Origin of the sequence: Shinella zoogloeoides, from assembly GCF_033705735.1 — a bacterium.
Lineage (GTDB): Bacteria > Pseudomonadota > Alphaproteobacteria > Rhizobiales > Rhizobiaceae > Shinella > Shinella zoogloeoides_A.
Genome location: NZ_CP131132.1, coordinates 63,513 through 88,612, shown reverse-complemented (window position 1 = coordinate 88,612; position 25,100 = coordinate 63,513). Strand labels below are relative to the sequence as shown.

The 25,100-nt window shown below is 55.7% G+C and carries 35 protein-coding genes and 4 pseudogenes; 22 read left to right on the top strand and 17 right to left on the bottom strand.

Translation table 11 applies throughout. The annotated features are described in order from the left end of the window. Positions 1 to 198 precede the first annotated feature (198 nt). Entirely contained in the window at positions 199 to 1,143 is a 945-nt protein-coding gene (locus ShzoTeo12_RS26960; protein ID WP_318914446.1) for a hypothetical protein, read from the bottom strand. Positions 1,144 to 1,441: 298 nt separating this feature from the next. On the opposite strand from ShzoTeo12_RS26960, the gene ShzoTeo12_RS26955 reads away from it, so the two are divergent. The 3 genes from ShzoTeo12_RS26955 to ShzoTeo12_RS26945 all read left to right on the top strand — a co-directional run bounded on the left by ShzoTeo12_RS26955 (position 1,442) and on the right by ShzoTeo12_RS26945 (position 3,606). Continuing rightward, entirely contained in the window at positions 1,442 to 1,711 is a 270-nt protein-coding gene (locus ShzoTeo12_RS26955) for a hypothetical protein (protein WP_318914445.1), read from the top strand. Positions 1,712 to 2,679: 968 nt separating this feature from the next. After that, a complete protein-coding gene (locus ShzoTeo12_RS26950; protein WP_318914444.1) occupies positions 2,680 to 3,072 on the top strand; it encodes a hypothetical protein in 393 nt (130 codons plus the stop codon). 69 nt (positions 3,073 to 3,141) lie between these two features. Continuing rightward, positions 3,142 to 3,606, top strand: coding sequence for a hypothetical protein (locus ShzoTeo12_RS26945; protein WP_318914443.1), 465 nt, complete (start codon positions 3,142 to 3,144; stop codon positions 3,604 to 3,606). Between the two features lie 539 nt (positions 3,607 to 4,145). Here ShzoTeo12_RS26945 and ShzoTeo12_RS26940 read toward each other — a convergent pair. The 3 genes from ShzoTeo12_RS26940 to ShzoTeo12_RS26930 all read right to left on the bottom strand — a co-directional run bounded on the left by ShzoTeo12_RS26940 (position 4,146) and on the right by ShzoTeo12_RS26930 (position 5,481). After that, positions 4,146 to 4,538, bottom strand: a complete 393-nt coding sequence (locus ShzoTeo12_RS26940) for a hypothetical protein (protein ID WP_318914442.1) — start codon at positions 4,536 to 4,538, stop codon at positions 4,146 to 4,148. Between the two features lie 55 nt (positions 4,539 to 4,593). Further along, positions 4,594 to 4,809 carry a hypothetical protein gene (locus ShzoTeo12_RS26935; RefSeq protein WP_318914441.1) on the bottom strand — a complete coding sequence of 72 codons (216 nt, stop codon included), beginning with the start codon at positions 4,807 to 4,809 and terminating at the stop codon, positions 4,594 to 4,596. 75 nt (positions 4,810 to 4,884) lie between these two features. Further along, positions 4,885 to 5,481, bottom strand: a complete 597-nt coding sequence (locus ShzoTeo12_RS26930; protein WP_318914440.1) for a hypothetical protein — start codon at positions 5,479 to 5,481, stop codon at positions 4,885 to 4,887. Positions 5,482 to 5,607: 126 nt separating this feature from the next. Between ShzoTeo12_RS26930 and ShzoTeo12_RS26925 the strand changes: the two genes are divergently transcribed. The 4 genes and pseudogenes from ShzoTeo12_RS26925 to ShzoTeo12_RS26910 all read left to right on the top strand — a co-directional run bounded on the left by ShzoTeo12_RS26925 (position 5,608) and on the right by ShzoTeo12_RS26910 (position 8,067). Continuing rightward, the gene (locus ShzoTeo12_RS26925) at positions 5,608 to 5,961 is read left to right on the top strand and encodes a toprim domain-containing protein (RefSeq protein ID WP_318914466.1); all 354 of its coding nucleotides are present in this window, start codon (positions 5,608 to 5,610) and stop codon (positions 5,959 to 5,961) included. A 75-nt stretch (positions 5,962 to 6,036) separates the two neighbouring features. Further along, positions 6,037 to 6,534, top strand: a complete 498-nt coding sequence (locus ShzoTeo12_RS26920; protein WP_318914465.1) for a DNA topoisomerase — start codon at positions 6,037 to 6,039, stop codon at positions 6,532 to 6,534. A 288-nt stretch (positions 6,535 to 6,822) separates the two neighbouring features. Further along, the gene (locus ShzoTeo12_RS26915; RefSeq protein WP_318914439.1) at positions 6,823 to 7,161 is read left to right on the top strand and encodes a DNA topoisomerase; all 339 of its coding nucleotides are present in this window, start codon (positions 6,823 to 6,825) and stop codon (positions 7,159 to 7,161) included. A gap of 512 nt (positions 7,162 to 7,673) precedes the next feature. Further along, positions 7,674 to 8,067: pseudogene (locus tag ShzoTeo12_RS26910) on the top strand (helix-turn-helix domain-containing protein). Between the two features lie 77 nt (positions 8,068 to 8,144). Here the strand turns inward: ShzoTeo12_RS26910 and ShzoTeo12_RS28330 are convergent. From ShzoTeo12_RS28330 to ShzoTeo12_RS28325, 8 genes and pseudogenes are all read right to left on the bottom strand, one after another. Next, positions 8,145 to 8,303, bottom strand: a pseudogene (locus ShzoTeo12_RS28330) (PH domain-containing protein); the annotation flags it as partial. Between the two features lie 316 nt (positions 8,304 to 8,619). Further along, positions 8,620 to 8,850 (bottom strand): hypothetical protein, encoded by a 231-nt coding sequence (locus tag ShzoTeo12_RS26905; protein WP_318914438.1) that lies wholly within the window; start codon positions 8,848 to 8,850, stop codon positions 8,620 to 8,622. Positions 8,851 to 9,414: 564 nt separating this feature from the next. Beyond that, positions 9,415 to 9,927, bottom strand: coding sequence for a hypothetical protein (locus tag ShzoTeo12_RS26900; RefSeq protein ID WP_318914437.1), 513 nt, complete (start codon positions 9,925 to 9,927; stop codon positions 9,415 to 9,417). A 57-nt stretch (positions 9,928 to 9,984) separates the two neighbouring features. Further along, the gene (locus ShzoTeo12_RS26895; protein ID WP_130519815.1) at positions 9,985 to 10,239 is read right to left on the bottom strand and encodes a hypothetical protein; all 255 of its coding nucleotides are present in this window, start codon (positions 10,237 to 10,239) and stop codon (positions 9,985 to 9,987) included. Between the two features lie 194 nt (positions 10,240 to 10,433). Continuing rightward, positions 10,434 to 10,787 carry a hypothetical protein gene (locus tag ShzoTeo12_RS26890; RefSeq protein WP_318914436.1) on the bottom strand — a complete coding sequence of 118 codons (354 nt, stop codon included), beginning with the start codon at positions 10,785 to 10,787 and terminating at the stop codon, positions 10,434 to 10,436. Between the two features lie 67 nt (positions 10,788 to 10,854). Continuing rightward, on the bottom strand, positions 10,855 to 11,583 hold the full coding sequence (locus tag ShzoTeo12_RS26885) for a hypothetical protein (RefSeq protein ID WP_318914435.1): 729 nt from the start codon (positions 11,581 to 11,583) through the stop codon (positions 10,855 to 10,857). Between the two features lie 26 nt (positions 11,584 to 11,609). Continuing rightward, a complete protein-coding gene (locus tag ShzoTeo12_RS26880; RefSeq protein WP_318914434.1) occupies positions 11,610 to 11,867 on the bottom strand; it encodes a hypothetical protein in 258 nt (85 codons plus the stop codon). 5 nt (positions 11,868 to 11,872) lie between these two features. Next, positions 11,873 to 12,271, bottom strand: a pseudogene (locus ShzoTeo12_RS28325) (protelomerase family protein); the annotation flags it as partial. Positions 12,272 to 13,180: 909 nt separating this feature from the next. Between ShzoTeo12_RS28325 and ShzoTeo12_RS26875 the strand changes: the two are divergent. The 6 genes from ShzoTeo12_RS26875 (at position 13,181) to ShzoTeo12_RS26850 (ending at position 16,240) form a co-directional block, all read left to right on the top strand. Further along, positions 13,181 to 13,708 carry a hypothetical protein gene (locus ShzoTeo12_RS26875; protein WP_318914433.1) on the top strand — a complete coding sequence of 176 codons (528 nt, stop codon included), beginning with the start codon at positions 13,181 to 13,183 and terminating at the stop codon, positions 13,706 to 13,708. Between the two features lie 713 nt (positions 13,709 to 14,421). Then, positions 14,422 to 14,652 carry a hypothetical protein gene (locus ShzoTeo12_RS26870; protein WP_318914432.1) on the top strand — a complete coding sequence of 77 codons (231 nt, stop codon included), beginning with the start codon at positions 14,422 to 14,424 and terminating at the stop codon, positions 14,650 to 14,652. Positions 14,653 to 15,393: 741 nt separating this feature from the next. Continuing rightward, positions 15,394 to 15,573, top strand: coding sequence for a hypothetical protein (locus tag ShzoTeo12_RS26865; RefSeq protein ID WP_271082349.1), 180 nt, complete (start codon positions 15,394 to 15,396; stop codon positions 15,571 to 15,573). A 1-nt stretch (position 15,574) separates the two neighbouring features. Continuing rightward, complete coding sequence (locus ShzoTeo12_RS26860; RefSeq protein WP_164056977.1) at positions 15,575 to 15,790, top strand: hypothetical protein; 216 nt, start codon at positions 15,575 to 15,577, stop codon at positions 15,788 to 15,790. Position 15,791: 1 nt separating this feature from the next. Then, entirely contained in the window at positions 15,792 to 15,977 is a 186-nt protein-coding gene (locus ShzoTeo12_RS26855) for a hypothetical protein (protein WP_130521499.1), read from the top strand. Between the two features lie 11 nt (positions 15,978 to 15,988). Further along, positions 15,989 to 16,240: a hypothetical protein gene (locus ShzoTeo12_RS26850; RefSeq protein WP_318914419.1), complete on the top strand. Its 252-nt coding sequence runs from the start codon at positions 15,989 to 15,991 to the stop codon at positions 16,238 to 16,240. Between the two features lie 23 nt (positions 16,241 to 16,263). Here the strand turns inward: ShzoTeo12_RS26850 and ShzoTeo12_RS26845 are convergent, their stop codons facing one another. The 3 genes from ShzoTeo12_RS26845 to ShzoTeo12_RS26835 all read right to left on the bottom strand — a co-directional run bounded on the left by ShzoTeo12_RS26845 (position 16,264) and on the right by ShzoTeo12_RS26835 (position 17,128). Continuing rightward, complete coding sequence (locus ShzoTeo12_RS26845; RefSeq protein WP_164056900.1) at positions 16,264 to 16,473, bottom strand: hypothetical protein; 210 nt, start codon at positions 16,471 to 16,473, stop codon at positions 16,264 to 16,266. A 76-nt stretch (positions 16,474 to 16,549) separates the two neighbouring features. Beyond that, positions 16,550 to 16,837 carry a HigA family addiction module antitoxin gene (locus ShzoTeo12_RS26840; RefSeq protein ID WP_130521495.1) on the bottom strand — a complete coding sequence of 96 codons (288 nt, stop codon included), beginning with the start codon at positions 16,835 to 16,837 and terminating at the stop codon, positions 16,550 to 16,552. Positions 16,838 to 16,849: 12 nt separating this feature from the next. Next, positions 16,850 to 17,128 (bottom strand): type II toxin-antitoxin system RelE/ParE family toxin, encoded by a 279-nt coding sequence (locus tag ShzoTeo12_RS26835; RefSeq protein WP_130521493.1) that lies wholly within the window; start codon positions 17,126 to 17,128, stop codon positions 16,850 to 16,852. Positions 17,129 to 17,285: 157 nt separating this feature from the next. Between ShzoTeo12_RS26835 and ShzoTeo12_RS26830 the strand changes: the two genes are divergently transcribed. The 9 genes and pseudogenes from ShzoTeo12_RS26830 (at position 17,286) to ShzoTeo12_RS26785 (ending at position 22,515) form a co-directional block, all read left to right on the top strand. Beyond that, complete coding sequence (locus ShzoTeo12_RS26830; RefSeq protein WP_130521491.1) at positions 17,286 to 17,519, top strand: hypothetical protein; 234 nt, start codon at positions 17,286 to 17,288, stop codon at positions 17,517 to 17,519. 58 nt (positions 17,520 to 17,577) lie between these two features. Then, positions 17,578 to 19,052 (top strand): annotated as a pseudogene (locus ShzoTeo12_RS26825) (protelomerase family protein). Positions 19,053 to 19,064: 12 nt separating this feature from the next. Then, positions 19,065 to 19,484, top strand: coding sequence for a thermonuclease family protein (locus ShzoTeo12_RS28320; RefSeq protein ID WP_130519819.1), 420 nt, complete (start codon positions 19,065 to 19,067; stop codon positions 19,482 to 19,484). A gap of 15 nt (positions 19,485 to 19,499) precedes the next feature. After that, entirely contained in the window at positions 19,500 to 20,303 is an 804-nt protein-coding gene (locus ShzoTeo12_RS26810) for a hypothetical protein (protein WP_130519817.1), read from the top strand. A gap of 4 nt (positions 20,304 to 20,307) precedes the next feature. After that, positions 20,308 to 20,562: a hypothetical protein gene (locus ShzoTeo12_RS26805; protein ID WP_130519815.1), complete on the top strand. Its 255-nt coding sequence runs from the start codon at positions 20,308 to 20,310 to the stop codon at positions 20,560 to 20,562. Positions 20,563 to 20,564: 2 nt separating this feature from the next. After that, positions 20,565 to 21,251, top strand: coding sequence for a hypothetical protein (locus ShzoTeo12_RS26800; RefSeq protein WP_318914429.1), 687 nt, complete (start codon positions 20,565 to 20,567; stop codon positions 21,249 to 21,251). Further along, positions 21,232 to 21,597 (top strand): hypothetical protein, encoded by a 366-nt coding sequence (locus ShzoTeo12_RS26795; protein WP_318914428.1) that lies wholly within the window; start codon positions 21,232 to 21,234, stop codon positions 21,595 to 21,597. Before ShzoTeo12_RS26800 ends, ShzoTeo12_RS26795 begins: the two co-directional genes overlap by 20 nt. Positions 21,598 to 21,727: 130 nt before the next feature. Then, on the top strand, positions 21,728 to 21,898 hold the full coding sequence (locus tag ShzoTeo12_RS26790; protein ID WP_164056983.1) for a hypothetical protein: 171 nt from the start codon (positions 21,728 to 21,730) through the stop codon (positions 21,896 to 21,898). Between the two features lie 95 nt (positions 21,899 to 21,993). Next, positions 21,994 to 22,515: a PH domain-containing protein gene (locus ShzoTeo12_RS26785; RefSeq protein ID WP_130519811.1), complete on the top strand. Its 522-nt coding sequence runs from the start codon at positions 21,994 to 21,996 to the stop codon at positions 22,513 to 22,515. A gap of 13 nt (positions 22,516 to 22,528) precedes the next feature. On the opposite strand, the gene ShzoTeo12_RS26780 is transcribed toward ShzoTeo12_RS26785, so the two are convergent. Then, positions 22,529 to 22,927, bottom strand: a complete 399-nt coding sequence (locus ShzoTeo12_RS26780; RefSeq protein WP_130519809.1) for a helix-turn-helix domain-containing protein — start codon at positions 22,925 to 22,927, stop codon at positions 22,529 to 22,531. 18 nt (positions 22,928 to 22,945) lie between these two features. Further along, positions 22,946 to 25,048 (bottom strand): type I DNA topoisomerase, encoded by a 2,103-nt coding sequence (gene topA / locus ShzoTeo12_RS26775; RefSeq protein WP_245462372.1) that lies wholly within the window; start codon positions 25,046 to 25,048, stop codon positions 22,946 to 22,948. Between the last annotated feature and the right edge of the window lie 52 nt (positions 25,049 to 25,100).

Below are 25,100 nucleotides of genomic sequence, written 5' to 3'. Positions count from 1 at the left end.
CAGCCTCTGAACATGCGGGTGCGTCTGGCAACCCACAACCGGTTCGTGGAACTTTCCAAGACATTGCGCATGCCCTACGACGAGACGCTTGAATGGGTTCTGGAAAGGGCAGGGGTGGATGAAGATGGGATCCGCCAGCTCTCTAGTGGCGGATCGACGCGAGACCGCAGCCTTGCTTGCGGTCCTCGCAACAGACGATTAAGCCCCGGCCATACCGAAAGCCTTGCACATGTTGTCGAGTCCGACTTCAAGGCCGATAGTGTTCGCGATCATTGCAGTGATGCCGTTGACGAAATAGCACATAATTCCCCCGATCAGATAGTAGACCGGTGTGCTCCATGGCACCATCTCGCCATTGATTTGCGATATGCCGAACGGGCGGCGTTGAAAAGCGCCACCGTGCCGATGATCATCCAGATCAGAGTTACGGAGTATTGGAACTGCTGGCAGTACGTGCCCGTGATCGAGCCAGATTGCGCATAATCGAGAACATTGCTCGTGGTCGCATCTTCGGCGAGTGAAAAGGTGCCAGCCAAGCGGTAGAAAATAACTGCGCCCATCGCCGCTGCGCTGCCGAGGGCTAGCTTCGATCGCGCCGGTAAACGTCGCCTGACGCGTCGAGAAACGGCTATTGCCGCTGGTGTACTGGTAGCCTTCTAAAGTCCCATGCCGCCCACGATGACCCCAAAGATCGTGATCGACAGGATCATAATGGAGAGAAGGATTGAGTTGGCTTTGAAGAGATTGATTATGATTTCGGTGAGATCGGTCATCTTTTAATCCGCTTTCCCCAATTCCTTCAGAAGTGTTTCGTTGTACGCTTTTAGCTTCCGGTTCTCCGCCTGAACCTCCATCAATGCGTTCTCCAGCTCGCGGACCTGATCGCGAAGAATATCGACTCGTTGCCGAACAGATCGGTGTCAGCTCCCGCAGGCGGTGCTTTGTATTGAAGCGTCGGCTGGTCTTCTGGCGCAAATTCATAGCGAGACACGTTGCCTCGCCGCCCGGCCTAGTAATCACAGGGTCTGCGCGCGCGTCCTGAGCTGCGGCCATCTGCGGTAGCGCTCCGCACAGGATCGGTAGCGTTATCGTGAAGAGAATTCGTGAAAACATACCTTGTCCGTGACCTGTTTCGAGTTTCATTCGACAATGTATCTCGATACGGAAACATTGTCATGTCGCCTTTCTTCTGGCAAAACAGTTTCCAGTCAAGGCGCTGGAATCTTCGTCTGCGCCTTGTGCGAGTAGGAGTAGCACTCGCGCGCTGAGCAAGGAGAGGAAAACTCATGCAGTTGAAGCGAACGGCCATAATTACTGCTGTTTCGGTCGCCACGGCGCTTCCGTCTACCGCCACCATGGCGGCACCGTTGACGTTCACAGAGCTTTTAACCCGGCCGAGATCAACGATCCGAAGAATGTCGTTGCTTCGATTATGAACCGCTTGTGGAAGAACGATATCCAAGAGGTTATGGGCGCGAATTACGAGTTCATGTATGCCTCTTTTGAGGCGAAGGGTAACACTTACCTTGTCTCGATGATGGGATCGCCTCTGTGCGGCGCCAATTCTTGCTCATGGTACGTCCAGCGTGTTTCGCCTGACTTCAAGGTGCTGGCGACAAGTGAGCGCATCAACGCTTGCCAAGACCGGAATACGGTCGATGTGACTGACGACAAGCTTTCGATTTGCGGCAAACAGGTGGAGCTTCCATGATCAGATCCTCGCGCATCCTGTTCACGGCCGCGACGATCTTTCTCGCGGGCACCATGTTTGCCCATGCGGCCAGAAACCCGCAGCCCACCGCAACAAATTGCGGCCGATGCTCAACAACATACGGCAGAGCGAGGGCAGGGGAACTATAGCACCAACACCGGGAACGGTTACTATGGTGCTTATCAGATGGGCCGATCCGCTTTGATCGATGTCGGGTATATGCGCGGCGACGGCACTTGACCGGTAAGAATGGCATCAACTCGCTAGAGGACTATCTGAATACGCCGTCGGCGCAGGACGCCGCATTTCTGGAATACGGAAACCGGAACCTCACCTATCTCGGGAATTACCAGCAGTACATTGGTCAGACGATAAACGGTCACTGTCACCCGTGGCGGCTTGGATCGCCGGCAGTCACCTTGTCGGAGCGGGGGCCTCAAAGATTGGCTCACAAGCGGCGGTTCCTGCACTGGCAGAGCAGTGGACGGCAATGCGCGCGGGCACCTATGTGCTGAAAATCAGGTCAATGAGACGTGCAGCGGGATGAGGTCGCGGCAGGTGGGGCGGCTCCTGCTTGTCAGCCCATCCCGTTCAGAGTCCTGTTGTCTTCAGTGAGTACGGTGCCTGAATCGCCCCGGCGCGGGTTCTGGTAACGGCTGGCATCGCGGATCGGACATCTATCCGCAGGGAGCGCAGGGCCAAGCTTCCACTAATCAGCCTCTATTTGCTGCCCATGACGGCAAACTGAGCGTCGGTTCGATGGGCGTCAAAGTGACAGGCAGTCAGTTCCGAACGCTCTATCTGCACTCATATTCGCGGCCTGACCCGAAAGACGTGAGCGCGGGGAAGAAATCGCCAAGATCGGCGACAATCAGTCGGCAGGAAAAACCGCACCTCCATTTCGAGGTGCAAGTTCCAGCAAGCGCCGTCAAAGCGAGCAAATGCGTGCCGGGATCGAGCACTGACGATTGCGTGTTTCCGTAGGCGGCGGCAAACGCGATCCGAACGGCTATGCCACCTCGGATGCATTGTCGTCGGCATCCCCGAATACGTGGTATTATGTGAATCCAGAGCGCTACTTGAAAGAGCGCGTGCCTGTCGTCGGCATGGCTGCTGTTCGCGCCGGTCGCAGCCAGTCGCTCCCCAATACCTGCACGCCGGGCCAAGATGTTGCCGAGACACCGACCAGTTCTGGCGACAGCGACAATTCTGCCGCGATGGCAGGAGGCGAGGGGACTTACATGACCAGCGGAGGCAGCGCGGCGGCAAACGCCGACAAGGATTTGCGCTCGCTGGCGATAAATATGACCCGGCAGAATGCCCTGAGCTCGCGCAGCAGCTTCGCTGGCGCAGAACCTTGAAGGTCGAACCGATAGTGCTCTCGCACATATGCTCCTGTTGATGTCGCGAACAGAGATCGGGCAGCAGTGATGATCCGCGGTTTCGTGATCGCGTTAGTTTTCTCGGGGGGCGCGTTGGTCGCGTCTCCCGAAATTGCTTTTGCGGATGGATACGTTGGGCACTGGCTGCGGGTGATAACCGCCGAGGGGGAAGAGCCTGATCCAAAGAACAATGAAGGCTGTGAGGCTTTCTTTGCGGTCAGACGAGTACGATCCCGACGAGAGTGCAGCGGCAAAATCTTGACCATCACGCCCCATCGCATGGAGACAGATGAAGAAGGCTCAGATGTTACCGGGGTCGTTGAATTCGGCCGGACTGAGGGAGGGCGCACGCCTTTTTCGATCAAGGCAGAACACGAGTACAGCGTGGTTGGCCGTAAAGGTTTCATCGAGCAGCACGACAGCAACTACATCTCGATCACCATCCATGATGTCCAGCTTGACGAGCAGGGCAGCGTCGGTGATGTGGTAATGCGTTATTGCCGCCAGCGCTGACGCCCGGCGCTAACGCCGCTCATAGATCGGTCGCAGCATCAGATAGACGGGATGAGCGACAATCGCGATCCTTCCCACCAGCTCATAATCTGAGGTCGAATCCGCAAGCCTTCCATCTGCGCTGCCGTACCGAAGAGGCCAGCGAGAGCGAGCATGATTCCACCTAGCAGGAAAGTGGAGAGTAGCAGGGTGATTTGCCACGGAAGCACGAGAGATTCCGTGTAGTGCGCGACAAGGAACACGCTCGCGCCGCCACCCAATAGACCGCCGAGTGTTACGAGGTAGCTACGGCAATATGTGCCCCATGAGGCTTGTGATTTATCCGATCTCGTCATCGTAATCCCTACCGATCCGGCACCAGCTTTGGCACTTGTGCGTTGTCGTCGTTCCACATTTCGGACGACTTGATAATCATCTCATCGACCGTGTTGGTCTGGTTTCGTACCTTCGCTACCAGCTCATCAAAATCGCGCATTGTAAGCGTCAGGCGACTGTTTTCTGGCTTCTTGACGATGGCCGTTATCGTGCTTTCCGCAACTTCAGGCCGTGCGGCCGGTCTTCAGAACAAGCTCTGTCTGCCAGTGATCGTACATTCCAGCCGCTTCCGGGCAGGGGGTTTGCATGCCGACATAGTTTAGAAAACGCCACATGCTTCTGTCGGCAAACCGCAGCCAGAGGAACGTGTTTGGTGCCATGACCCCGGCAGATCGAGCGGCTTTAAGTGTACCATCCTTGCCGTCAGTAAGCGACGATGCCAAGACGCCAAATACGTATCCGTGCCGCTGCACGATCCTGTCTATCACATCGACCGGGCGCTTCGGATCGATCCCGGTGGCGGGCTTCACGATGATCTTTGCCAGCTCTTCTTTCGCCCGCTTCGTTGTTTTGAAATTGGGGCCGACCTTTGCCAGATGTTCCGACAGGATTATCATGTTGGATGGCTGCTCGATGCCGGTGCCGATATCAGCACCCTTTGCTTTCTTTTTCTTAGGCTTCCCGGCCTTTATCGGGATCAGGGTAGTCGTATGGCCCGATCACAAGACTGTCGCCAAGCTTGGTCTTTTCACGGTTGATGTCGCGCCAGACATCTCGAAGGAACTCTTCGCTCGCATCCAAGACACTTGAGAGCTTGATGTCGCTGTCGTGAAGCGCATTCACGCGCACAAGGGCCGAGTACAGGATCACGGTCGCGTACCATGGCATCTATCGCAGCCCTTACAGCGGCGTCATTACGAAGGTTCACATTTAGAAACGGGTTGTGCGGCCCAAAGGGCTTCTCTAGGGCCTTTCGCAGAGCGCTGCGATTGATTGCCCGTTCACCTGCCTTTCGGTCCTCGTCGGCTTCTTCCGGCTTGGGGAGGTCTGTTCTTCGTCGTTCTCAGGAACCTTGAATTTATCAGCGACGATAGCGCCGCTGTCGATCAGCAGCTCAAGTGCTGACATCGGCTGAGACGCAGGGCCGGAGCTGGCCGAATATCTGTGCATGGGGAATTTCAGGAAGAACTGCAATGAGGATAGAACGGCGCGAAGCGCTGCATCAGCTCCTTGTGGCTCATTGCATACTCTGCATCCTTCTTCGGCCGCAGATAGGTAATGATGTGCTTGCTCGACCTTCGCTCTCATAAAGAGGCCGACCAGAACTATGATCCCGGCACACCACGCCGAAGGGAAGGACGACAGAAAGATCGACTGATACCAGTGTCTCTGCGGCGTGTAGGCGAAATAGTCGCCCCACGCGGTCAGTTTCCAAAGCGTGCCGGTTTCAGCAGCGCGCGAGCCGCGCGATAGAGCATCTTTATCGGCGCGCGGAAAATCACCCATACTACAGTTAGGATCGCCAGACAGAAAAACAGCGCCGTGCCGATTTCCAGCCATCCGACGCTCTTCTGATCCCTTGGTGCCATTTTCCCTTTTCCCACTCGATCATTGACAATGATTTCATTAGCGGAAACGTTATCAAATGTTTCAGCGATTTGCTATCAGGAGGGTGCAGTGAAACTCATGATTGTCGAAAGCCCTACCAAGGCTAAGAAAATTGGATCGCTGCTTGGTTCCGATTGGCGAGTAGAGGCCAGCATGGGCCATATTGTAGATCTTCCAACGGACCAGATGGCCGTTGAACCGCAAACATACCAGCTCACCGGCGTAGGAGCGCGGCCGATCTGTCATCAGCCGGTTGAAGCCATGGTCGCCGAGGCCGATGCCATTTATCTTGCAACGGACCCGGATCGTGAGGGGGAGGCGATTTCCGAGCATCTGAAGCGTTACTTGCGCATCGAGCGGTATCAGCGGGTCACATTCAACGAGATAACCGAGACCGGTATAAGGCGGCACTGCCGCGCCTCGCCCGATTGATCGGCGGCTTGTCGCGGCACAGGAGGCACGCAGAGCAGCGGATCGGTTGATCGGCTACCGAGTGTCCTTTCCGATATCGACGGCAGCGGGCAGTCCCTGACAGCCGGTCGTCCAGTCGCCCGCAGTCCGTCCGTTGTCGAACGGCAGAATGAGATAGACCGCTTCAAGGTGACAGACCATTTTTCGGCGTTAGCGGAGTTTGAGAACGGCTCGTGGACCGCCGAGTGGCAGACCAAATCCTTTCTGCAGGGCGATGACGAATACATCCTCGATCAGAGCCGAGCGAGCTGCCAGGCTTGCCGCCGCTTCACGGTGACGGCAGCGGCCGAGAAGCCCGTTGCCAAGGGACCACCCGCACCGTTTACGACCTCCGCGCTCTTGCAGGCGGCGGGAGCCACTTTGATACCCTCCAGCCCCGACACAGAAGCTTGCACAGAGCCTTTCGAAGCCGGTTTGATTACCTACCACCGGACAGACAATCCGAACCTCTCAGATGACGGGATTGCGGCCATCGGCGCCTATGCTGAGGGGCAGGGATGGCAGCTGGAAAAAACGACGCTGGCCGCTGCCTGAAGGAGCACAGGAGGCTCATGAGGCTATTCGACCAACTCATGTTGAGGATCGTGAGGCGGGGAGGATGACAAGCAAAAAGCGCTAAGCTGATTTGGCAGCGCGCCGTTGCCTCGCAGCTCGCAGATGCCGTCTACAAAACAGTGACGCTCGATCTCACGGCCGATGCCGGTGGCGAGCGCTTCCATTTCCGTGCTCGCAGCGCCGAGCTGGTTACAAGCGGTGGAGGATCGTTGCTGCGGATGAAAAGAGCGATGACGAAGATGAGGACGAACCAACGGGCGCGTCCCGATGCTACAGCCAGGTACTTCCGTGACAGCGACGGGAGGCAAGATTTTGCGCAAGGCGACAAAGCCGCCCCGGCGCTACACCGAAACCAGCTTGATCCGCAAACTTGAGCAGATGGGCATCGGTAGGCCATCGACCTTTGCGGCTATCGCATCGAATATCTGCAACAAGAAATATGTTGTGGTGGAAAAACGGTATCTCGTCCCGACACAGAGCGGCCGGGCCATCGTCGGAAACCTCGTCGGCCGTTTTGACTTCGCCGAATACGACTTCACCAAAGACCCGAAAACGCCTCGATCTCATAGCGGAAGGCAGAGAACGCTATGTCGATGTGATCGCTGATCTTGATCAGCGCCTCGATGTTGAGCTTGGGAAGCTCGCGAGCGTGAAGCCTGCCCACCCATGTCCTAAGTGCGGCAAGGCGCTGCGAGACGGGTAAGTCGCGGAGCTTTTTCGGTTGTTCGGGCTCGCGATGGATGCCCTGTCATTTGTGAAAACGACAACGCAAGCCGGGAGCAGTCGAGCGGTCGGATACGCCTTCTGAGAAGCAGGCAGCGTTTGCAAAGCGGATCGCGGAAGAGAATGGCTTATCTCTGCCGGAAGAGGTTATGGCGTCTGCAAAGCTCGGTGTGGATTGATGAGGCCTTGCCGCCGCCGCCTCGACTTGCCAGCGACAAGCAGCGTGAGTTCATCGCGACCTTGATCGAGCAAAATGGGCTACAGCCCCGCCGGATGGCCGGATAATGTCACAAGCGATGTGGCGAGCGCCTTCATTTCCCAAGAACGGGAAGGCTAAGGGAAAATCGAAGCCGCGCGCAGGCGTAAAAGCTTCATGACATCAGCAGGGGAAACAGATGGGCGTTCATCCTAAACAGCCGAACCAGATTGACATCGATGCGGGCAATAAACCCGGCCGCGCAGGCGACTTACTGGCATGAGCCAGACGGCTCTAGGAACAGCGCTTGGGATCACATTTCAACAGGTCCAGAAGTAGAGAAGGGCACAAACCGGGTCGGCGCAAGCCGACTGTCGGATATGGCCCGCATTCTAGGGGTGCCGGTTTCGTATTTCTTTGAAGATGGGCAAAGCCAGATGTGGCTGAAAGCTCCGGGGAGTTCGAACTCTTTACTCAGTTCTTGGCACTTCCGAAGGTCTAGCCTGAATCGTGCGTTCGCGCAAATACCCGATGGGGGTATCAGACGAAAGGTTCTCTCACTGGTGAAGGCTCTAGCCGACGAAGAGCAATGACCGGATGGCCGTCCTATTCGGCGTTGTTCTTGAGTGCCATAATCGTTCGTGATGCCTGCGGCGCTCCGCTGATCAGGTCAGCTACGATCTGATCGTCCTTCGCGTACTGATCGATATCGAGCCGAGCCGAGTATCCGGCCGAGAACGGATTGCGTAAGCTGAACGCCTATGATCTCTCGAACAGAGGTCGTGAACATATCTCGGCTGATGAAACCGGTTCGCCAGAGCACGCGGTTACTGAAAACTCTGCTCTGTTGTCATGTACCTGATGAGGCACAATGAGCACTTGTGTTGCAAAGCCCATGGCAATGATGGCGGTCGCAATTCGGCAGACAAGGAAGATCGTGGGGTAAAAAGCCTGTAAAGAGATAACCCGAGCACCATCGGGCCAAGATTGTGCATAAGGTAGAGGTCAGAGGTCCAGACGTACCAGAGAGCCGCTGTTCCGAGGCCAGCAATCAGCACCGGCCCGACGAATATGATTTTCGAGAGACGGTAGATCGTCAGTGGTTCTTGTTCGCCGTCTTCCATCCATCACTTCCGTTGTTTGTTTCACAACGAAGTCATATCATTTTTTGTTGTCGAAGGAAAGTGGGAAAGGGGCGCATGAGCGCCCCTTCTGGTTTCGCAGCCAGAGCACCAGTCGTCCAGCCAGTCGGCGGCAACCTTGTAAACGATCCACATGACGAATGCACCGCCGAGACCGATTGATGGAAATCCGGCCATAAAAGCGACAGTGAGGACGATAAGGGCGTGAAAGCTTGCTTCGATAGATGTGCTCATTTTGTATCTCCAAGGTTTGAGCCGCAGGAGATAACCCCGCACCTTGATTCCTTCCCGCTTCCTGCGGGCACAAAAAGGCCCTCGAATCCGCCGATAGCCGATCAGACAGGGTTGGGTCGGAACCGCTCAGGTTTTGTTTCGGGTTTTGACGAGCCGATACTCCTGAGACGACGCCGCTCTCACTGGCCGCACCAACCATGGCAGCTCTTCCACACGGTCTTTTCAGGTAGACGACGAAGGTGGCCCGGCGAAGATGAAGACGGGGGCTGGCGTGTCCACTTGCGCTGCCGGTATTACCGGGGACGGACGATCAGCGGCCAGCGCCAGAACCTATAAGAAAAGAAAGGCTGCTTCCTGGCAATCCGCGCCTTGTTCAGTTTGGCAGGGGCTTCAATATCCGCCGTCGCTACGTTTTCGCAGTTGAGGACTGCACACGCTTGAACCACGGCCATACTCTTCATCCCTCGTGTCGTTCATTATGTTCGCGAATCCGGTTTCACGGTCGCTTCTCGCAATGACCGCTTCGAAATGCTCCGGCTGAAGAATGAACGGCTCTGCTGCAAACTATGCGGGCTTTTTGGGCAGCAAACCGGCGCTGTTAAGGGCTTCCATCGCGCGGGCGCTCAAAGGGCTGACTTGAGCCTGATCGACTGCTGCCAAGCTGTTCTCGTAGGGAACGAAAGCCCCGCCGATACCTACATTCCACGTCTCGATGACATCCAGCCATGAAATAGGAAGGATAAAGACGCCTCCCTGCGGAAAGCGATCTAGATGACGTTGAGATGCGCCAGTTGCGGCGGCGTTGCACCTGGCTCCCAACAAAGGGCAATGCGACGGGTTGACTTGTAGTGATCGAGATAACCCGCGTCCTTTGCATCGGTTTTCTGCCAAGGAGCTTCGAAAGCAACGAGCGGGAAGGGGAGCTTCATGCGCTTGCGATACGTGCAGCGGATCAAGCAGCTCTGCGCAGTTGGGCAGGATAAATTTCACTGATCTGCGAAGCATATCGCTGACGATGCGGATCGCGTTGATGGACTGAACAAAATGCGGGGGGAGACGCTGTACGACCTCTTTCATGCTCTCAATCGCATGGGCTATAGTTCAGCGCCGTAAAGTTCTCGCCTGTCTCCATTTCTAGTCTCCTTGCCCGTAGATCACTTCCAGAAGACCACGGGCATCCGCGTCTTCAATTGCTTTCAAAGCCGCCGCATGTCCGGCGACATTTTCACGTTCTCGTGCGAAGCGCGCTTCAACATCGCGCTTGAGAGTTTGGATCAGCTCGTGCTTCTCGGCGGTAGGAAAGACGGCATAGTGCTCAGCGGCCGCGAAGGCGACGTGCGGGATCGTAAACTCGTCAAGCGTCGGTTCATCTACATGATCCGAAGGCATGGGATCAGACCTTCACAACATATTCGGGCTTGATGGGAATGCCTGTTTCCATATTGACGCAGCAAGGCGGGATGGGGATCATGCGGCCATCAGCCAGATGGCGAATATGACCTCTTCGCCAGTGTGGTTTGACGGTCCAGCCGCCCTCTTCCGGTTTTGTGATGCCTGTTGGCTGGCGCGAACATCGATCACGATCATTGGGCCAATAGGCGGCTTTTCTTCTGCAAGCGCTGCTTGTTCAAGCGCGCCGGGGCAGGCTCTTCCCGGCGGATGGCTTGCGGAGTGGCAAGGGCGCCGATCAGCGCCGCTGACACACCAAAGCCCGTGTCCACGAGCAGTTGCGTCGAATCGTTGTCGGCGTGGCTGACAAGGACGTGCTTGTGATCGCCGCAAAACTTTCCGACTTGATTCAGGAAGACCAAGCCATTGCGGCGATGATTTTCGAACATGACGCGCACGGAAAGCGAGACGAGCTTTCCATCGATAGGGCTCATATTTTTCTCACAGAGAGCCGCCATATGGACGTGCTCATCGAGCACCTTCTGCACCCACGAGACCCAAAAAACATCGTGAGGGATAGAGCAACTTCCGCGTCCCATAGCTCGTTGGCAAAGTCTATGAATGTTTGGAGGGTATCGTCTTGGGGTCTGCGAGAAAGGTAAATTCGGCGGCGCTGGCGGCGCACGCCTCAACATGCCGGGCCATCTCATCGATCTCATTGGCCTTCCATGGCTCCATTGAGCGGTAGTGGCCGGATTTCAGGTGTTCGAGGGCTGTGTGCAATCGCATTGATGGATCTCCGGTTGGACTGACACCATTGGTTTCGATCACGGTATCCTCCGCGATAGGCATGGCCGAGGCCGAGCTTTGATCATCTGGTCTGCAATGTCTCCATGCTGCGTCATCACCTGCGTCAACACGCGGCCATAGCGATCTTCGCCTTGATCTCGGTATTGATGCCGGGCGTGCTCCGAGACGCTGAAGCTGTTGGGTAGCGCGATCCGCAAGCGCTCGCTCCTGACCGCAACGAGCGCCTTCGCCAGCTTCTGCGTCATAACCGACGATCCGGTACTTAATGCCGTCCCGCCAGAACGTGTCTCCATCGACGATGCAGGTTATCCGCTTGCCCGTAGTGCAGATCGGCCATTGATCCTGTGCTGTTGCGGGTAATGAGGTGGTGAGTGCTGCGAGAGCAGCGATTCCAGCTCTGATATGCAATTCTTGCTCCCCTTCAATTGTCCTCAGCTTCGCGCCTTCGGTTGCTGCCTCGATCTTTTTCGCCAACTGTTTTTTTACCCGGCGTGTCGCGCCGGCATCTTTTTGATCGGGGAGGTAGTATTTCATGTAGGAAGAGGCCGTTTCGATATCCTTCAGTGTGGCCGAGCGCTTTGAAGAATGCGGCTTCTTCCCGACTTAGGCCGGAAAAACTGGTCCGCGATTTCCGCGTACAGTGCGCGAACGTTATGCGCCTTGATTTTCTTGGCTTCGATCACGTTCGGCGTGTCTTCGAGCGAGACTTTTGGCCAGAGTTTTTCGAGGATTTCGTCACGGACGGCGGGAAGGATGCACTTGGGGTTCGAGCGCGCAGCAAGTCTGCTTTGAATTCGTCGCTCGTCATCTCGCGCCATATCTGGCCACTTTCACTGTAGCGGAGCACCATCCAAGCAAAAATGACATCTCGCGCTTTTGTCAGCACGGGGATCGGAAACGACTGGTCGAATGTCCCCTCGTTTCCACGAGTCTTTGCCTGTCCGAGAATAGACGCGCCACGTCTCGTAGCCACGGCCACGGGTATGTTCTGTGTTCGTGGTCGGGTCTGCCATAATCGGCAGGGCGAGAAGACGCCTTGGCAGAAGATTTCGAAAGGGCGACGGCCGGTCAGGATACCGAGAGCCACGCCGATCTCGACGGCGCGTGTTCTCGATATATCAGAGGCCGTTTCACGAGCGCTTGTTCCAAGGCCATCCCAAGAGGCGTCTGTGGCCGGAATAAGCTCCTTTGCGCGATCTAGGATATCCTGCCAGTGTGGCATAGGCACCAAGTCGCGGTGTTGCTCAACAATTGCATCTCGATATTGGATGGATCGGGCCTTTGCGATAGCGCTGGCCTCTCGGGTCGACGATGGAAGTCGTTATCGGTCGAGGCCAAAACAGATCAGGCGCGGGTCGCGTCACGCCGCGTGATTTGCCGTGCGGATCGTCAGAGGGTCGAGACCTTAACGAAGTGCAGCGCCGGGTGATTGTCAATTGCTTGCGAATTGCATTGCGCGTAGCGCGCGTCAGATGTCCGCAAACGCGCGTCGATACGGCGTCGCGCAAGGTCTCCAACAAATTTTCGGCATCCTGACGACGGGCGAATCATCGGCGTCGGCTGTCGTCGGCGTCGGTCGCGCGTACCATTGAACTTCATTGGCGATGTGCCGGCGGTTACACGGGCGACGGCGAAGGCCGACCTGCATGACACCGCATCACCTGCGATATGTGAAAACCACTGCCTTCGATAGTGTACGTTCCTTTACAAGGAGCCGAGATTTCCGGCAGATCAGTTAGCCTGTCCGCGAAATGTCGCATATCCACATATGCGATGACGCGGCAGGAACGGCAGCTTGATCCTGAGATGGTAGCTTGCGATCTCTCCTGACAGGAAAATAAAAATATATGGTCGGCAAAAGTAAAATAACGACCGCCCATTCTATTGTCGAGGGAGCGTACGTCTTCGTGTCACATGCCACATAGAGTGATAATCGGCCTCGACAAAACCGGCTCTGCCCAAGCGGGGTCATGCGCGCGCCGAAGCGTCCCTGCTGCGCAGCGGCGCCGCCGAACTGAACCAACACCCTGAAAGGGACGGGCACTGTCGACATGGGTAACTGGAGGGTTACTGGTTTGTCGGAGTCGCGGGTTGGTCGATTACGGATTATCATTGAAGGAGACACACAGCGATGAAGAACCATCCTCATCCGGGCGAGATCGTCTTTGCCCTCGGCATTGAGGTGACTGACGCGGCGCAGCGCCTGGAATTGCCCGGTCTGGCTCGGATCATCAACGGAAGGCTGGCATTAGTCGATCTGGCGATCCGGTTGAACGTGCTGGCGTCAGCACCGCACGGTTTTGATGAATTTGCAGTTGAACTACGAACTGTCCAAGGCCGAAGCGCGGGATCAGCCGGAAGTGAGGCCATTGCAGTCGGCAGCGGCTTGAAAATCGGAATCGTTCGTTCATTGATTTGGCACGCCCAAACGTTACCAGCCTGCGAGGGAACCAAGATGAACGTCGTTTTTGCAGCAATAAGCGCCAGCCTCTTTGGCAATGCCTGCGATGGCTCAAAGAGCGAAGTGAAACGCTCTCAACCATTTCAGGCGCAGGAGCGTTGCGAGACCAGATTGCAGGGACCGGAGCAGGAGCTTGAGGTGGCACAAAAGGCGACCCATGCGCCTAGCGGAAACCAAGAGAGCAGCGGAAGACAATAAGGGCACAGCCAGGTCATCGGGGCCTAGCCGCCAAGCGTACCAGTGTCCCGCGCCATCTCTTCTGCTCTTCATGCGTCTTCCCGGTCTTGGAGTGTAGTATGCGATTGCCTCTGCCCTTTCACGCGAAAGGTTGGGGCGAGAGATGCGATATTCGCCCTCCCGCTTACTGATTGTCAGGCCGAGGGCGCGCACCGCGCCAAACAGGGCCTTGTCGTTTCGTGTGGGAACGTTGAGAGCATCGGCGATAATTTTGGCCACAGTCACCATGCGCATTCGATCTCCGGTTAGAATTCGTATGTTCGAGTGCGTCCGGCAGCTTGCAGGCGATTTCCACGTGCAAGCTTTCGATCTCGTCCGTCTCGTAGTATTCGTCACGCCACTTTGATCGCCGCTCCGTAGGCTTCAGCCGTGTGCATCGTCGCATTCGCGCTCGTAGCCTGCGTTTTCCACCACAGTGTATCGCTTCTTCATATCAGCGTCCTTTCGGTGATGCTGCGGGCATCGAGGGGATCGTGCCGTAGGTGTACGTATCCAGCTTCTGGTTGGCGTGCTCGCGCTCGGCCTTGGATGGTCGCGACCATATCTGAGCGGATCAAAGTAGAACTCGATCTCAAGGCCAAGATCGCCATATGTGGCGACAACCGGGGCATTTCTACCCGGCGCTGTTTAGGCATTTTGTCATCTCATCGTTTCCTTGTGGCTGATTTGAAGGTGTGTTCGACGGTGATTTTGAGGAAGAGGGGGATGGAGATTTCGAGGGCGATTTTGAGCCGTTGCCGTTTGAGCTTTGCGAGGATACGGGCGAAGGAGCCGGCCGCGCGGCAGAACGCGCGGCAGAACGTCGAACATTTGCGGACCTCAGCGCCATGCCAAAGACTATAGGCTTGAGGCCGCAGGCGGTCAACATAAAAAGTAAAATAACTGAAAATAATTTTACGAAATAGGCGATTAGGGCTTGCGTTTAGTAAAATATCAGGCATATTGAGACCATGAAGAGCGGGAAAGCGGGTTCCACCACGACGACGAGAAAAGTAAAAAAAGCGAGAAAAGTAAAAATAATTGTTGATTGAGCGCAGAAAACGGCCATAGTAGATTGAAAAGGCTCCGATATTGGCTGAACGCGCAAGAAAAAAGTAAAAATCGATATGGGCGATAAAAAGTAAAATAATGCTTGCGATTAGTAAAATAGCTGGTAATATAGTAAAATTATGCGGGTGAAAGGGACGGCGGCGCGTTTAATATAAAACTACACCGGTGTAGTTTTATATTAAACGCGCCGCCTGTGTCCCTTTCACCCGCATAATTTTACTATATTACCAGCTATTTTTACTAATCGCAAGCATTATTTTTACTTTTTATCGCCCATATCGCGATTTTTTTACTTTTCTTGCGCGTTCAGCCAATATCGGAGCCTTTTCCAATCCTACTATGGCCGTTTTCTGCGCTCAGGTCAACAATTATTTTTACTTTTCTCGCTTTTTTTACTTTTCTCGTCGTCGTCATGGTGGAACCCGCTTTCCCGCTCTTCATGGTCTCAATATGCCTGATATTTTTACTAAACGCAAGCCCCTTAATCGCCTATTTCGTAAAATTATTTTCAGTTATTTTTACTTTTTATGTTGACCGCCTGCGGCCTCAAGCCTATAGTCTTCACATGGCGCTGATGCCTAACGAAAGGTCCGCAAATGTTCCAGACGTTCCAGTTCTGCCGCGCAACCGGCCGACGCCTCAAGGCTTCCTTCGCCCGTATCCTCGCAAAGCTCAAACCCAACGGCTCTACCAAAATCGCCCTCGAAATCTCCATCCCCCTCTTCCTCAAAATCACCGTCGAACACACCTTCAAATCAGCCACAAGGAAACGATGAGATGACAAAATGCCTAAACAGCGCCGGGGTAGAAATGCCCCGGTTCTACGTCGCCACATATGGCGATCTTGGCCTTGAGATCGAGTTCTACTTTGATCCGCTCAGATATGGTCGCGATATCCGCAAGGCCGAGCGCGAGCACGCCAACCAGAAGCTGGATACGTACACCTACGGCACGATCCCCTCGATGCCCGCAGCATCACCGAAAGGACGCTGATATGAAGAAGCGATACACTGTGGTGGAAAACGCAGGCTACGAGCGCGAATGCGACGTGCACACGGCTGAGAGCTACGGAGCGGCGATCAAGTGGCGTGACGAATACTACGAGACGGACGAGATCGAAAGCTTGCACGTGGAAATCGCCTGCGAGCTGCCGGACGGCACTCGAACATACGAATTCTAACCGGAGATCGAATGCACATGGTGACTGTAGCCAAAATTATCGCCGATGCTCTCAACGTTCCCACACGAAACGACAAGGCCCTGTTTGGCGCGGTGCGCGCCCTCGGCCTGACAATCAGTAAGCGGGAGGGCGAATATCGCATCTCTCGCCCCAACCTTTCGCGTGAAAGGGCAGAGGCAATCGCATACTACACTCAAGACCGGGAAGACGCATGGGGTACAGCAGAAGAGATGGCGCGGGACGCTGGTACGCTTGGCAGCTAGGCCCCGATGACCTGGCTGTGCCCTTATTGTCTTCCGCTGCTCTCTTGGTTTCCGCTAGGCGCATGGGTCGCCTTTTGTGCCACCTCGCATAGCTCCTGCTCCGGTCCCTGCAATCTGGTCTCGCAACGCTCCTGCGCCTGAAATGGTTGAGAGCGTTTCACTTCGCTCTTTTGAGCCATCGCAGGCATTGCCAAAAAGAGGCTGGCGCTTATTGCTGCAAAAACGACGTTCATCTTGGTTCCCTCGATATCCTGCAAAGACTGGTAACGTTTGGGCGTGCCAAATCCAATGAACGAACGATTCCGATTTTCAAGCCGCTGCCGACTGCAATGGCCTCACTTCCGGCTGATCCCGCGCTTCGGCCTTGGACAGTTCGTAGTTCAACTGCAAATTCATCCAAAACCGTGCGGTGCTGACGCCAGCACGTTCAAGCCGGATCGCCAGATCAGGACTAATGCCAGCCTTCCCGTTGATGATCCGAGAGAGCGTAGACCGGGCAATTCCAAGGCGCTGCGCCGCGTCAGTCACCTCAATGCCGAGAGGCACCAAAACATCCTCGCGAAGCAGCTCGCCCGGATGGGGATGGTTCTTCATCACTGTATGTCTCCTTCAATGATAATCCACGTAATCGACCAACTCCACGTCAGCTCCGACAAACCGGAAAGTAACCCTCCAGTTGCCATTTACCCATATCGACCAATGCCCCTTCAGCGTCCCTTTCAAGGGGTGTAGCTTGTAGGCTGGTTGGTTCAGTTCGGCAGGCGATGCCGCTGCATTTAAGGCAGCAAGGATACGGGACAGCTTCGGCGCATGAGCAGCTTGAACCCCACGGGCAGAGCCGGTTTTGTAAAGGGTCTCAAGCCCCTTGTGTCGAAAGCCGATTATCATACTCCTATGTAGCATGTGACGCTACGCGCTACAAGGGCATAATCGGGCTTTGCTCCCTCAATTTAATAAAATAAACAGTCGTTATTTTTACTTTTTATGTTGCCGACCATATATTTTTATTTTATTCTGCCTCCATAGTCATCCAAGGAGATCGCAAATGGCAACCTACCGTCTCGGATCAAGCCCCGCCGTTCACACGCCCGGAATCGTCGCATGGGCGATTAATGGATATCATTTCGAAGACGACAGGCCCCAACTGCGCAAGGTCATCGTGGAAACCTACAATCTGCCGGAAATCGCGGCCGATCAGCTCCTTAGCAAAAAGGTGCCGTACACTATCGAAGGTGAAACGGTGGTTTTCACAGTCAGCGATGAAAGCGAACCGCAGTGAGCGGCTTCATGAAGCCTTCGCCAATGATCACCGCACATCAAGGAAATGAGAAAGTTCAATGAACGCGAAGAAGACCGACGCCGACGAACAGCAGCGTGCAAAGACCGGCCGTCGCCCGGTGGTCAAGGATGCCATTGCAACATTTGTTGCAAACCTGACAGCCGACGCCGATGATTACGCCGACCTTTGGGAAAAGGAATGGGAGACGTTTGCGGACAAGTCCGTATCGACGCGCAACATCTATGCCTCGCGCTACCGCAATGCAATTCGTGAAGCCTACGGTGACAATCACCCGGCGCTGCACTTCGTTAAGGTCCTCGACCGCTCTGACGATCCACTCCGCACGGTTGAATCTCGCGGCGCTGGCGGGCGCAAGGCGACCCGCGCCGATAGTATTGATCTGTTTGGCACAGCAGCTCAAACGCTCAAAGAAGAGCACGATCGTTCGCTCGCAGAGGGCAAGACCGAAAAGCAGGCCAGCGCCGTCTATAAGCGCGGCCTCGGGAAGCTCTGGAAGTCGGAGCTGGACGAAATGCTGCAAACCCTCAAGAGCAACACCGTTCTGACGACAACCGCCGCCTATCGCAACGAGCTTCGCAGACGCGGACTGGATGATGAACTAACGCTTTCCATCGTCAGACCACCCGAAGATGCCCAAAAGGCCCGATCCATCCAATATCGAGATGCAATTGTTGAGCAACACCGCGACTTGGTGCCTATGCCACACTGGCAGGATATCCTAGATCGCGCAAAGGAGCTTATTCCGGCCACAGACGCCTCTTGGAGCGCCTTGGAACAAGCAGCTCGTGAAACGGCCTCTGATATATCGAGAACACGCGCCGTCGAGATCGGCGTGGCTCTCGGTATCCTGACCGGCCGTCGCCCTTTCGAAATCTTCTGCCAAGGCGTCTTCTCGCCCCTGCCGATTATGGCAGACCCGACCACGAACACAGAACATACCCGTGGCCGTGGCTACGAGACGTGGCGCGTCCTATTCTCCGGACAGGCAAAGACTCGTGGAAACGAGGGGACGCAATTCGACCAGTCGTTTCGATCCCCGTGCTGACAAAAGCGCGAGATGTCATTTTTGCTTGGATGGTGCTCCGCTACAGTGAAAGTGGCCAGATATGGCGCGAGATGACGAGCGACGAATTCAAAGCAGACTTGCTGCGCGCTCCGAACCCCAAGTGCATCCTTCCCGCCGTCCGTGACGAAATCCTCGAAAAACTCTGGCCAAAAGTCTCGCTCGAAGACACGCCGAACGTGATCGAAGCCAAGAAAATCAAGGCGCATAACGTTCGCGCACTGTACGCGGAAATCGCGGACCAGTTTTTCCGGCCTAAGTCGAAGACGAAAGCCGCATTCTTCGCAGAAGCGCTCGGCCACACTGAGAAGGATATCGAAACGGCCTCTTCCTACATGAAATACTACCTCCCCGATCAAAAAGATGCCGGCGCGACACGCCGGGTAAAAAAACAGTTGGCGAAAAAGATCGAGGCAGCAGCCGAAGAGCGCGAAGCTGAGGACAATTGAAGGGAGCAAGAATTGCATATCAGAGCTGGAATCGCTGCTCTCGCAGCACTCACCACCTCATTACCCGCAACAGCACAGGATCAATGGCCGATCTGCACTACGGGCAAGCGGATAACCTGCATCGTCGATGGAGACACGTTCTGGCGGGACGGCATTAAGTACCGGATCGTCGGTTATGACGCACCAGAAGCTGGCGAAGGCGCTCGTTGCGGTCAGGAGCGAGCGCTTGCGGATCGCGCTACCCAACAGCTTCAGCGTCTCATGAGCACGCCCGGCATCCAATACCGAGATCAAGGCGAAGATCGCTATGGCCGCGTGTTGACGCAGGTGATGACGCAGCATGGAGACATTGCAGACCAGATGATCAAGCTCGGCCTCGGCCATGCCTATCGCGGAGGATACCGTGATCGAAACCAATGGTGTCAGTCGTAAACCGGAGATCCATCAATGCGATTGCACACAGCCCTCGAACACCTGAAATCCGGCCACTACCGCTCAATGGAGCCATGGAAGGCCAATGAGATCGATGAGATGGCCCGGCATGTTGAGGCGTGCGCCGCCAGCGCCGCCGAATTTACCTTCAGCTTTCTCGATGCAGACCCCAAAGACGATACCCTCCAAACATTCATAGACTTTGCCAACGAGCTATGGGACGCGGAAGTTGCTCCTATCCCTCACGATGTTTTTTGGGTCTCGTGGGTGCAGAAGGTGCTCGATGAGCACGTCCATATGGCGGCTCTCTGTGAGAAAAATATGAGCCCTATCGATGGAAAGCTCGTCTCGCTTTCCGTGCGCGTCATGTTCGAAAATCATCGCCGCAATGGCTTGGTCTTCCTGAATCAAGTCGGACAGAGAGTTTGCGGCGATCACAAGCACGTCCTTGTCAGCCACGCCGACAACGATTCGACGCAACTGCTCGTGGACACGGGCTTTGGTGTGTCAGCGGCGCTGATCGGCGCCCTTGCCACTCCGCAAGCCATCCGCCGGGAAGAGCCTGCCCCGGCGCGCTTGAACAAGCAGCGCTTGCAGAAGAAAAAGCCGCCTATTGGCCCAATGATCGTGATCGATGTTCGCGCCAGCCAACAGGCATCACAAAACCGGAAGGGAGAGGGCGGCTGGACCGTCAAACCACACTGGCGAAGAGGTCATATTCGCCATCTGGCTGATGGCCGCATGATCCCCATCCCGCCTTGCTGCGTCAATATGGAAACAGGCATTCCCATCAAGCCCGAATATGTTGTGAAGGTCTGATCCCATGCCTTCGGATCATGTAGATGAACCGACGCTTGACGAGTTTACGATCCCGCACGTCGCCTTCGCGGCCGCTGAGCACTATGCCGTCTTTCCTACCGCCGAGAAGCACGAGCTGATCCAAACTCTCAAGCGCGATGTTGAAGCGCGCTTCGCACGAGAACGTGAAAATGTCGCCGGACATGCGGCGGCTTTGAAAGCAATTGAAGACGCGGATGCCCGTGGTCTTCTGGAAGTGATCTACGGGCAAGGAGACTAGAAATGGAGACAGGCGAGAACTTTACGGCGCTGAACTATAGCGCCCATGCGATTGAGAGCATGAAAGAGGTCGTACAGCGTCTCCCCCCGCATTTTGTTCAGTCCATCAACGCGATCCGCATCGTCAGCGATATGCTTCGCAGATCAGTGAAATTTATCCTGCCCAACTGCGCAGAGCTGCTTGATCCGCTGCACGTATCGCAAGCGCACATAGACCTCCTGAAGCTCCCCTTCCCGCTCGTTGCTTTCGAAGCTCCTTGGCAGAAAACCGATGCAAAGGACGCGGGTTATCTCGATCACTACAAGTCAACCCGTCGCATTGCCCTTTGTTGGGAGCCAGGTGCAACGCCGCCGCAACTGGCGCATCTCAACGTCATCCTAGATCGCTTTCCGCAGGGAGGCGTCTTTATCCTTCCTATTTCATGGCTGGATGTCATCGAGACGTGGAATGTAGGTATCGGCGGGGCTTTCGTTCCCTACGAGAACAGCTTGGCAGCAGTCGATCAGGCTCAAGTCAGCCCTTTGAGCGCCCGCGCGATGGAAGCCCTTAACAGCGCCGGTTTGCTGCCCAAAAAGCCGCAGCAGTTTGCAGCAGAGCCGTTCATTCTTCAGCCGGAGCATTTCGAAGCGGTCATTGCGAGAAGCGACCGTGAAACCGGATTCGAACATAATGAACGACACGAGGGATGAAGGTATGGCCGTGGTTCAAGCGTGTGCAGTCCTCAACTGCGAAAACGTAGCGACGGCGGATATTGAAGCCCCTGCCAAACTGAACAAGGCGCGGATTGCCAAGGGGAAGCAGCCTTTCTTTTCTTATAAGGTTCTGGCGCTGGCCGCTGATCGTCCGTCCCCCGGTAATACCGGCAGCGCAAGTGGAACACACGCCAGCCCCCGTCTTCATCTTCGCCGGGGCCACCTTCGTCGTCTACCTGAAAAGACCGTGTGGGTAAGAGCTGCCATGGTTGGTGCAGCCAGTGAGAGCGGCGTCGTCTCCAAGGAGTATCGGCTCGTCAAAACCCGAAACAAGGAAACCTGAGCGGTTCCGACCCAACCCTGTCTGATCGGCTATCGGCGGATTCGAGGGCCTTTTTGTGCCTTGCAAGGAAGCGGGAGAGAATCAAGGTGCAGGGGTTATCTCCCTGCGGCTCAAACCTTGGAGATACAAAATGAGCACATCTATCGAAGCAAGCTTTCACGCCCTTATCGTCCTCACTGTCGCTTTTATGGCCGGATTTCCATCAATCGGTCTCGGCGGTGCATTCGTCATGTGGATCGTTTACAAGGTTGCCGCCGACTGGCTGGACGACTGGTGCTCGCGCGAACGCTGGCTACCTTGAAACCAGAAGGGGCGCTCATGCGCCCCTTTCCCGCTTTTCCTTCGACAACAAAAAATGATATGACTTCGTTGTGAAACAAACAACGGAAGTGATGGATGGAAGACGGCGAACAAGAACCACTGACGATCTACCGTCTCTCGAAAATCATATTCGTCGGGCCGGTGCTGATTGCTGGCCTCGGAACAGCGGCTCTCTGGTACGTCTGGACCTCTGACCTCTACCTTATGCACAATCTTGGCCCGATGGTGCTCGGGTTATCTCTTTACGAGAGCTTTTACCCCACGATCTTCCTTGTCTGCCGAATTGCGACCGCCATCATTGCCATGGGCTTTGCAACACAAGTGCTCGTGTGCCTCATCAGGTACATGACAACAGAGCTTAGAGTTTTCAGTAACCGCGTGCTCTGGCGAACCGGTTTCATCAGCCGAGATATGTTCACGACCTCTGTTCGAGAGATCATAGGCGTTCAGCTTACGCAATCCGTTCTCGGCCGGATACTCGGCTTCGGCTCGATATCGATCAGTACGCGAGGGGACGATCAGATCGTAGCTGACCTGATCAGCGGAGCGCCGCAGGCATCACGAACGATTATGGCACTCAAGAACAACGCCGAATAGGACGGCCATCCGGTCATTGCTCTTCGTCGGCTAGAGCCTTCACCAGTGAGAGAACCTTTCGTCTGATACCCCCATCGGGTATTTGCGCGAACGCACGATTCAAGGCTAGACCTTCGGAAGTGCCAACGAACTGAGTAAGAAGTTCAGACTCCCCGGAGCTTTCAGCCACATCATGGCTTTGCCCATCTTCAAAGAAATACGAAACCGGCACCCCTAGAATGCGGGCCATATCCGACAGTCGGCTTGCGCCGACCCGGTTTGTGCCCTTCTCGTACTTCTGGACCTGTTGAAATGTGATCCCAAGCGCTGTTCCTAGAGCCGTCTGGCTCATGCCAGTAAGTCGCCTGCGCAGCCGGATTTTATTGCCCACATCGATGTCAATCTGGTTCGGCTGTTTAGGATGAACGCCCATCTGTTTCCCCTGCTGATGTCATGAAGCTTTACGCCTGCGCGCGGGCTTCGATTTTCCCTTAGCCTTCCCGTTCTTGGAAATGAAGGCGCTCGCCACATCGCTTGTGACATTATCCGGCCATCCGGCAGGGGGCTGTAGCCCATTTTGCTCGATCAAGGTCGCGATGAACTCACGCTGCTTGTCGCTGGCAAGTCGAGGCGGCGCGGCGGCAAGGGCCTCATCAATCCACACCGAGAGAGCTTTTGCAGACGCCATAACCTCTTCCGGCAGAGATAAGCCATTCTCTTCCGCGATCCGCTTTGCAAACGCTGCCTGCTTCTCAGAAGGCGTATCCGACCGCTCGATGACTGCTCCCGGCTTGCCGTTGTCGTTTTCACAAATGACAGGGCATCCATCGCGATAGCCCGAACAACCGAAAAAGCTCCGCGACTTACCCGTCACAAGTCGCAGCGCCTTGCCGCACTTAGGACATGGGTGGGCAGGCTTCACGCTCGCGAGCTTCCCAAGCTCAACATCGAGGCGCTGATCAAGATCAGCGATCACATCGACATAGCGTTCTCTGCCTTCCGCTATGAGATCGAGGCGTTTTTCGAGGTCTTTGGTGAAGTCGTATTCGGCGAAGTCAAAACGGCCGACGAGGTTTCCGACGATGGCCCGGCCGCTCTGTGTCGGGACGAGATACCGTTTTTCCACCACAACATATTTCTTGTTGCAGATATTCGATACGATAGCCGCAAAGGTCGATGGCCTACCGATGCCCATCTGCTCAAGTTTGCGGATCAAGCTGGTTTCGGTGTAGCGCCGGGGCGGCTTTGTCGCCTTGCGCAAAATCTTGCCTCCCGTCGCTGTCACGGAAGTACCTGGCTGTAGCATCGGGACGCGCCCGTTGGTCGACTCGTCCTCATCTTCGTCATCGCTCTTTTCATCCGCAGCAACGATCCTCCACCCTTGCTTAACCAGCTCGGCGCTGCGAGCACGGAAATGGAAGCGCTCGCCACCGGCATCGGCCGTGAGATCGAGCGTCACTGTTTTGTAGACGGCATCTGCGAGCTGCGAGGCAACGGCGCGCTGCCAAATCAGCTTGTATAGCGCTTTTTGCTTGTCATCCTCCCCCGCCTCACGATCCTCAACATGAGTTGGTCGAATAGCCTCATGAGCCTCCTGTGCTCCTTCAGGCAGCGGCCAGCGTCGTTTTTTTTCCGAAAGCTGCCATCCCTGCCCCTCAGCATAGGCACCGATAGCCGCAATCCCGTCATCTGAGAGGTTCGGATTGTCTGTCCGGTGGTAGGTAATCAAACCGGCTTCGAAAAGGCTCTGTGCAAGCTTCTGTGTCAGGGCTGGAGGGTATCCAAGGGTGGCTCCCGCCGCCTGCAAGAGCGCGGAGGTCGTAAACGGTGCGGGTGGTCCCTTGGCAACGGGCTTCTCGGCCGCTGCCGTCACCGTGAAGCGGCGGCAAGCCGCAGCTCGCTCGGCCAAACTCTGATCGAGGATGTATTCGTCATCGCCCTGCAGAAAGGATTTGGTCTGCCACTCGGCGGTCCACGAGCCGTTCTCAAACTCCGCTAACGCCGAAAAATGGTCTGTCACCTTGAAGCGGTCTATCTCATTCTGCCGTTCGACAACGAGGCGGACTGCGGGCGACTGGCAACGACCGGCTGTCAGGGACTGCCCCGCTGCCGTCGATATCGGAAAGGACACTCGGTAGCCGATCAACCGATCCGCTGCTCTGCGTGCCTCCTGTGCCGCGACAAGCCGCCGATCAATCGGGCGAGGCGCGGCGAGTGCCGCCTTTATACCGGTCTCGGTTATCTCGTTGAATGTGACCCGCTGATACCGCTCGATGCGCAAGTAACGCTTCAGATGCTCGGAAATCGCCTCCCCCTCACGATCCGGGTCCGTTGCAAGATAAATGGCATCGGCCTCGGCGACCAATGGCTTCAACCGGCTGATGACAGATCGGCCGCGCTCGGATGCTACATAGGTGAGCTGGTATGTTTGCGGTTCAACGGCCATCTGGTCCGTTGGAAGATCTACAATATGGCCCATGCTGGCCTCTACTCGCCAATCGGAACCAAGCAGCGATCCAATTTTCTTAGCCTTGGTAGGGCTTTCGACAATCATGAGTTTCACTGCACCCTCCTGATAGCAAATCGCTGAAACATTTGATAACGTT

Excerpts from the sequence above, each read along its gene's own strand:
- ShzoTeo12_RS26880 (WP_318914434.1), bottom strand. The coding sequence starts at position 11,867 with ATGGCGCGAGATGACGAGCGACGAATTCAAAGCAGACTTGCTGCGCGC.
- ShzoTeo12_RS26800 (WP_318914429.1), top strand. The coding sequence starts at position 20,565 with ATGGAGACAGGCGAGAACTTTACGGCGCTGAACTATAGCGCCCATGCG.
- ShzoTeo12_RS26900 (WP_318914437.1), bottom strand. The coding sequence starts at position 9,927 with ATGAAAGAGGTCGTACAGCGTCTCCCCCCGCATTTTGTTCAGTCCATC.
- ShzoTeo12_RS26810 (WP_130519817.1), top strand. The coding sequence starts at position 19,500 with ATGCGATTGCACACAGCCCTCGAACACCTGAAATCCGGCCACTACCGC.
- ShzoTeo12_RS26805 (WP_130519815.1), top strand. The coding sequence starts at position 20,308 with ATGCCTTCGGATCATGTAGATGAACCGACGCTTGACGAGTTTACGATC.
- ShzoTeo12_RS26925 (WP_318914466.1), top strand. The coding sequence starts at position 5,608 with ATGATTGTCGAAAGCCCTACCAAGGCTAAGAAAATTGGATCGCTGCTT.
- ShzoTeo12_RS26945 (WP_318914443.1), top strand. The coding sequence starts at position 3,142 with ATGATCCGCGGTTTCGTGATCGCGTTAGTTTTCTCGGGGGGCGCGTTG.
- ShzoTeo12_RS26795 (WP_318914428.1), top strand. The coding sequence starts at position 21,232 with ATGAACGACACGAGGGATGAAGGTATGGCCGTGGTTCAAGCGTGTGCA.
- ShzoTeo12_RS26780 (WP_130519809.1), bottom strand. The coding sequence starts at position 22,927 with ATGGGCGTTCATCCTAAACAGCCGAACCAGATTGACATCGATGTGGGC.
- ShzoTeo12_RS26960 (WP_318914446.1), bottom strand. The coding sequence starts at position 1,143 with ATGAAACTCGAAACAGGTCACGGACAAGGTATGTTTTCACGAATTCTC.
- ShzoTeo12_RS26885 (WP_318914435.1), bottom strand. The coding sequence starts at position 11,583 with ATGAAATACTACCTCCCCGATCAAAAAGATGCCGGCGCGACACGCCGG.
- ShzoTeo12_RS26845 (WP_164056900.1), bottom strand. The coding sequence starts at position 16,473 with ATGAACGTCGTTTTTGCAGCAATAAGCGCCAGCCTCTTTTTGGCAATG.
- ShzoTeo12_RS26930 (WP_318914440.1), bottom strand. The coding sequence starts at position 5,481 with ATGGCTGGAAATCGGCACGGCGCTGTTTTTCTGTCTGGCGATCCTAAC.
- ShzoTeo12_RS26935 (WP_318914441.1), bottom strand. The coding sequence starts at position 4,809 with ATGCCATGGTACGCGACCGTGATCCTGTACTCGGCCCTTGTGCGCGTG.
- topA (WP_245462372.1), bottom strand. The coding sequence starts at position 25,048 with ATGATTGTCGAAAGCCCTACCAAGGCTAAGAAAATTGGATCGCTGCTT.
- ShzoTeo12_RS26940 (WP_318914442.1), bottom strand. The coding sequence starts at position 4,538 with ATGATAATCCTGTCGGAACATCTGGCAAAGGTCGGCCCCAATTTCAAA.
- ShzoTeo12_RS26865 (WP_271082349.1), top strand. The coding sequence starts at position 15,394 with ATGTTCCAGACGTTCCAGTTCTGCCGCGCAACCGGCCGACGCCTCAAG.
- ShzoTeo12_RS26835 (WP_130521493.1), bottom strand. The coding sequence starts at position 17,128 with ATGATAATCGGCTTTCGACACAAGGGGCTTGAGACCCTTTACAAAACC.
- ShzoTeo12_RS26855 (WP_130521499.1), top strand. The coding sequence starts at position 15,792 with ATGAAGAAGCGATACACTGTGGTGGAAAACGCAGGCTACGAGCGCGAA.
- ShzoTeo12_RS26895 (WP_130519815.1), bottom strand. The coding sequence starts at position 10,239 with ATGCCTTCGGATCATGTAGATGAACCGACGCTTGACGAGTTTACGATC.
- ShzoTeo12_RS26875 (WP_318914433.1), top strand. The coding sequence starts at position 13,181 with ATGAAGAACCATCCTCATCCGGGCGAGATCGTCTTTGCCCTCGGCATT.
- ShzoTeo12_RS26850 (WP_318914419.1), top strand. The coding sequence starts at position 15,989 with ATGCACATGGTGACTGTAGCCAAAATTATCGCCGATGCTCTCAACGTT.
- ShzoTeo12_RS26830 (WP_130521491.1), top strand. The coding sequence starts at position 17,286 with ATGGCAACCTACCGTCTCGGATCAAGCCCCGCCGTTCACACGCCCGGA.
- ShzoTeo12_RS26905 (WP_318914438.1), bottom strand. The coding sequence starts at position 8,850 with ATGAGCACATCTATCGAAGCAAGCTTTCACGCCCTTATCGTCCTCACT.
- ShzoTeo12_RS26915 (WP_318914439.1), top strand. The coding sequence starts at position 6,823 with ATGCTACAGCCAGGTACTTCCGTGACAGCGACGGGAGGCAAGATTTTG.
- ShzoTeo12_RS26790 (WP_164056983.1), top strand. The coding sequence starts at position 21,728 with ATGAGCACATCTATCGAAGCAAGCTTTCACGCCCTTATCGTCCTCACT.
- ShzoTeo12_RS26785 (WP_130519811.1), top strand. The coding sequence starts at position 21,994 with ATGGAAGACGGCGAACAAGAACCACTGACGATCTACCGTCTCTCGAAA.
- ShzoTeo12_RS26860 (WP_164056977.1), top strand. The coding sequence starts at position 15,575 with ATGACAAAATGCCTAAACAGCGCCGGGGTAGAAATGCCCCGGTTCTAC.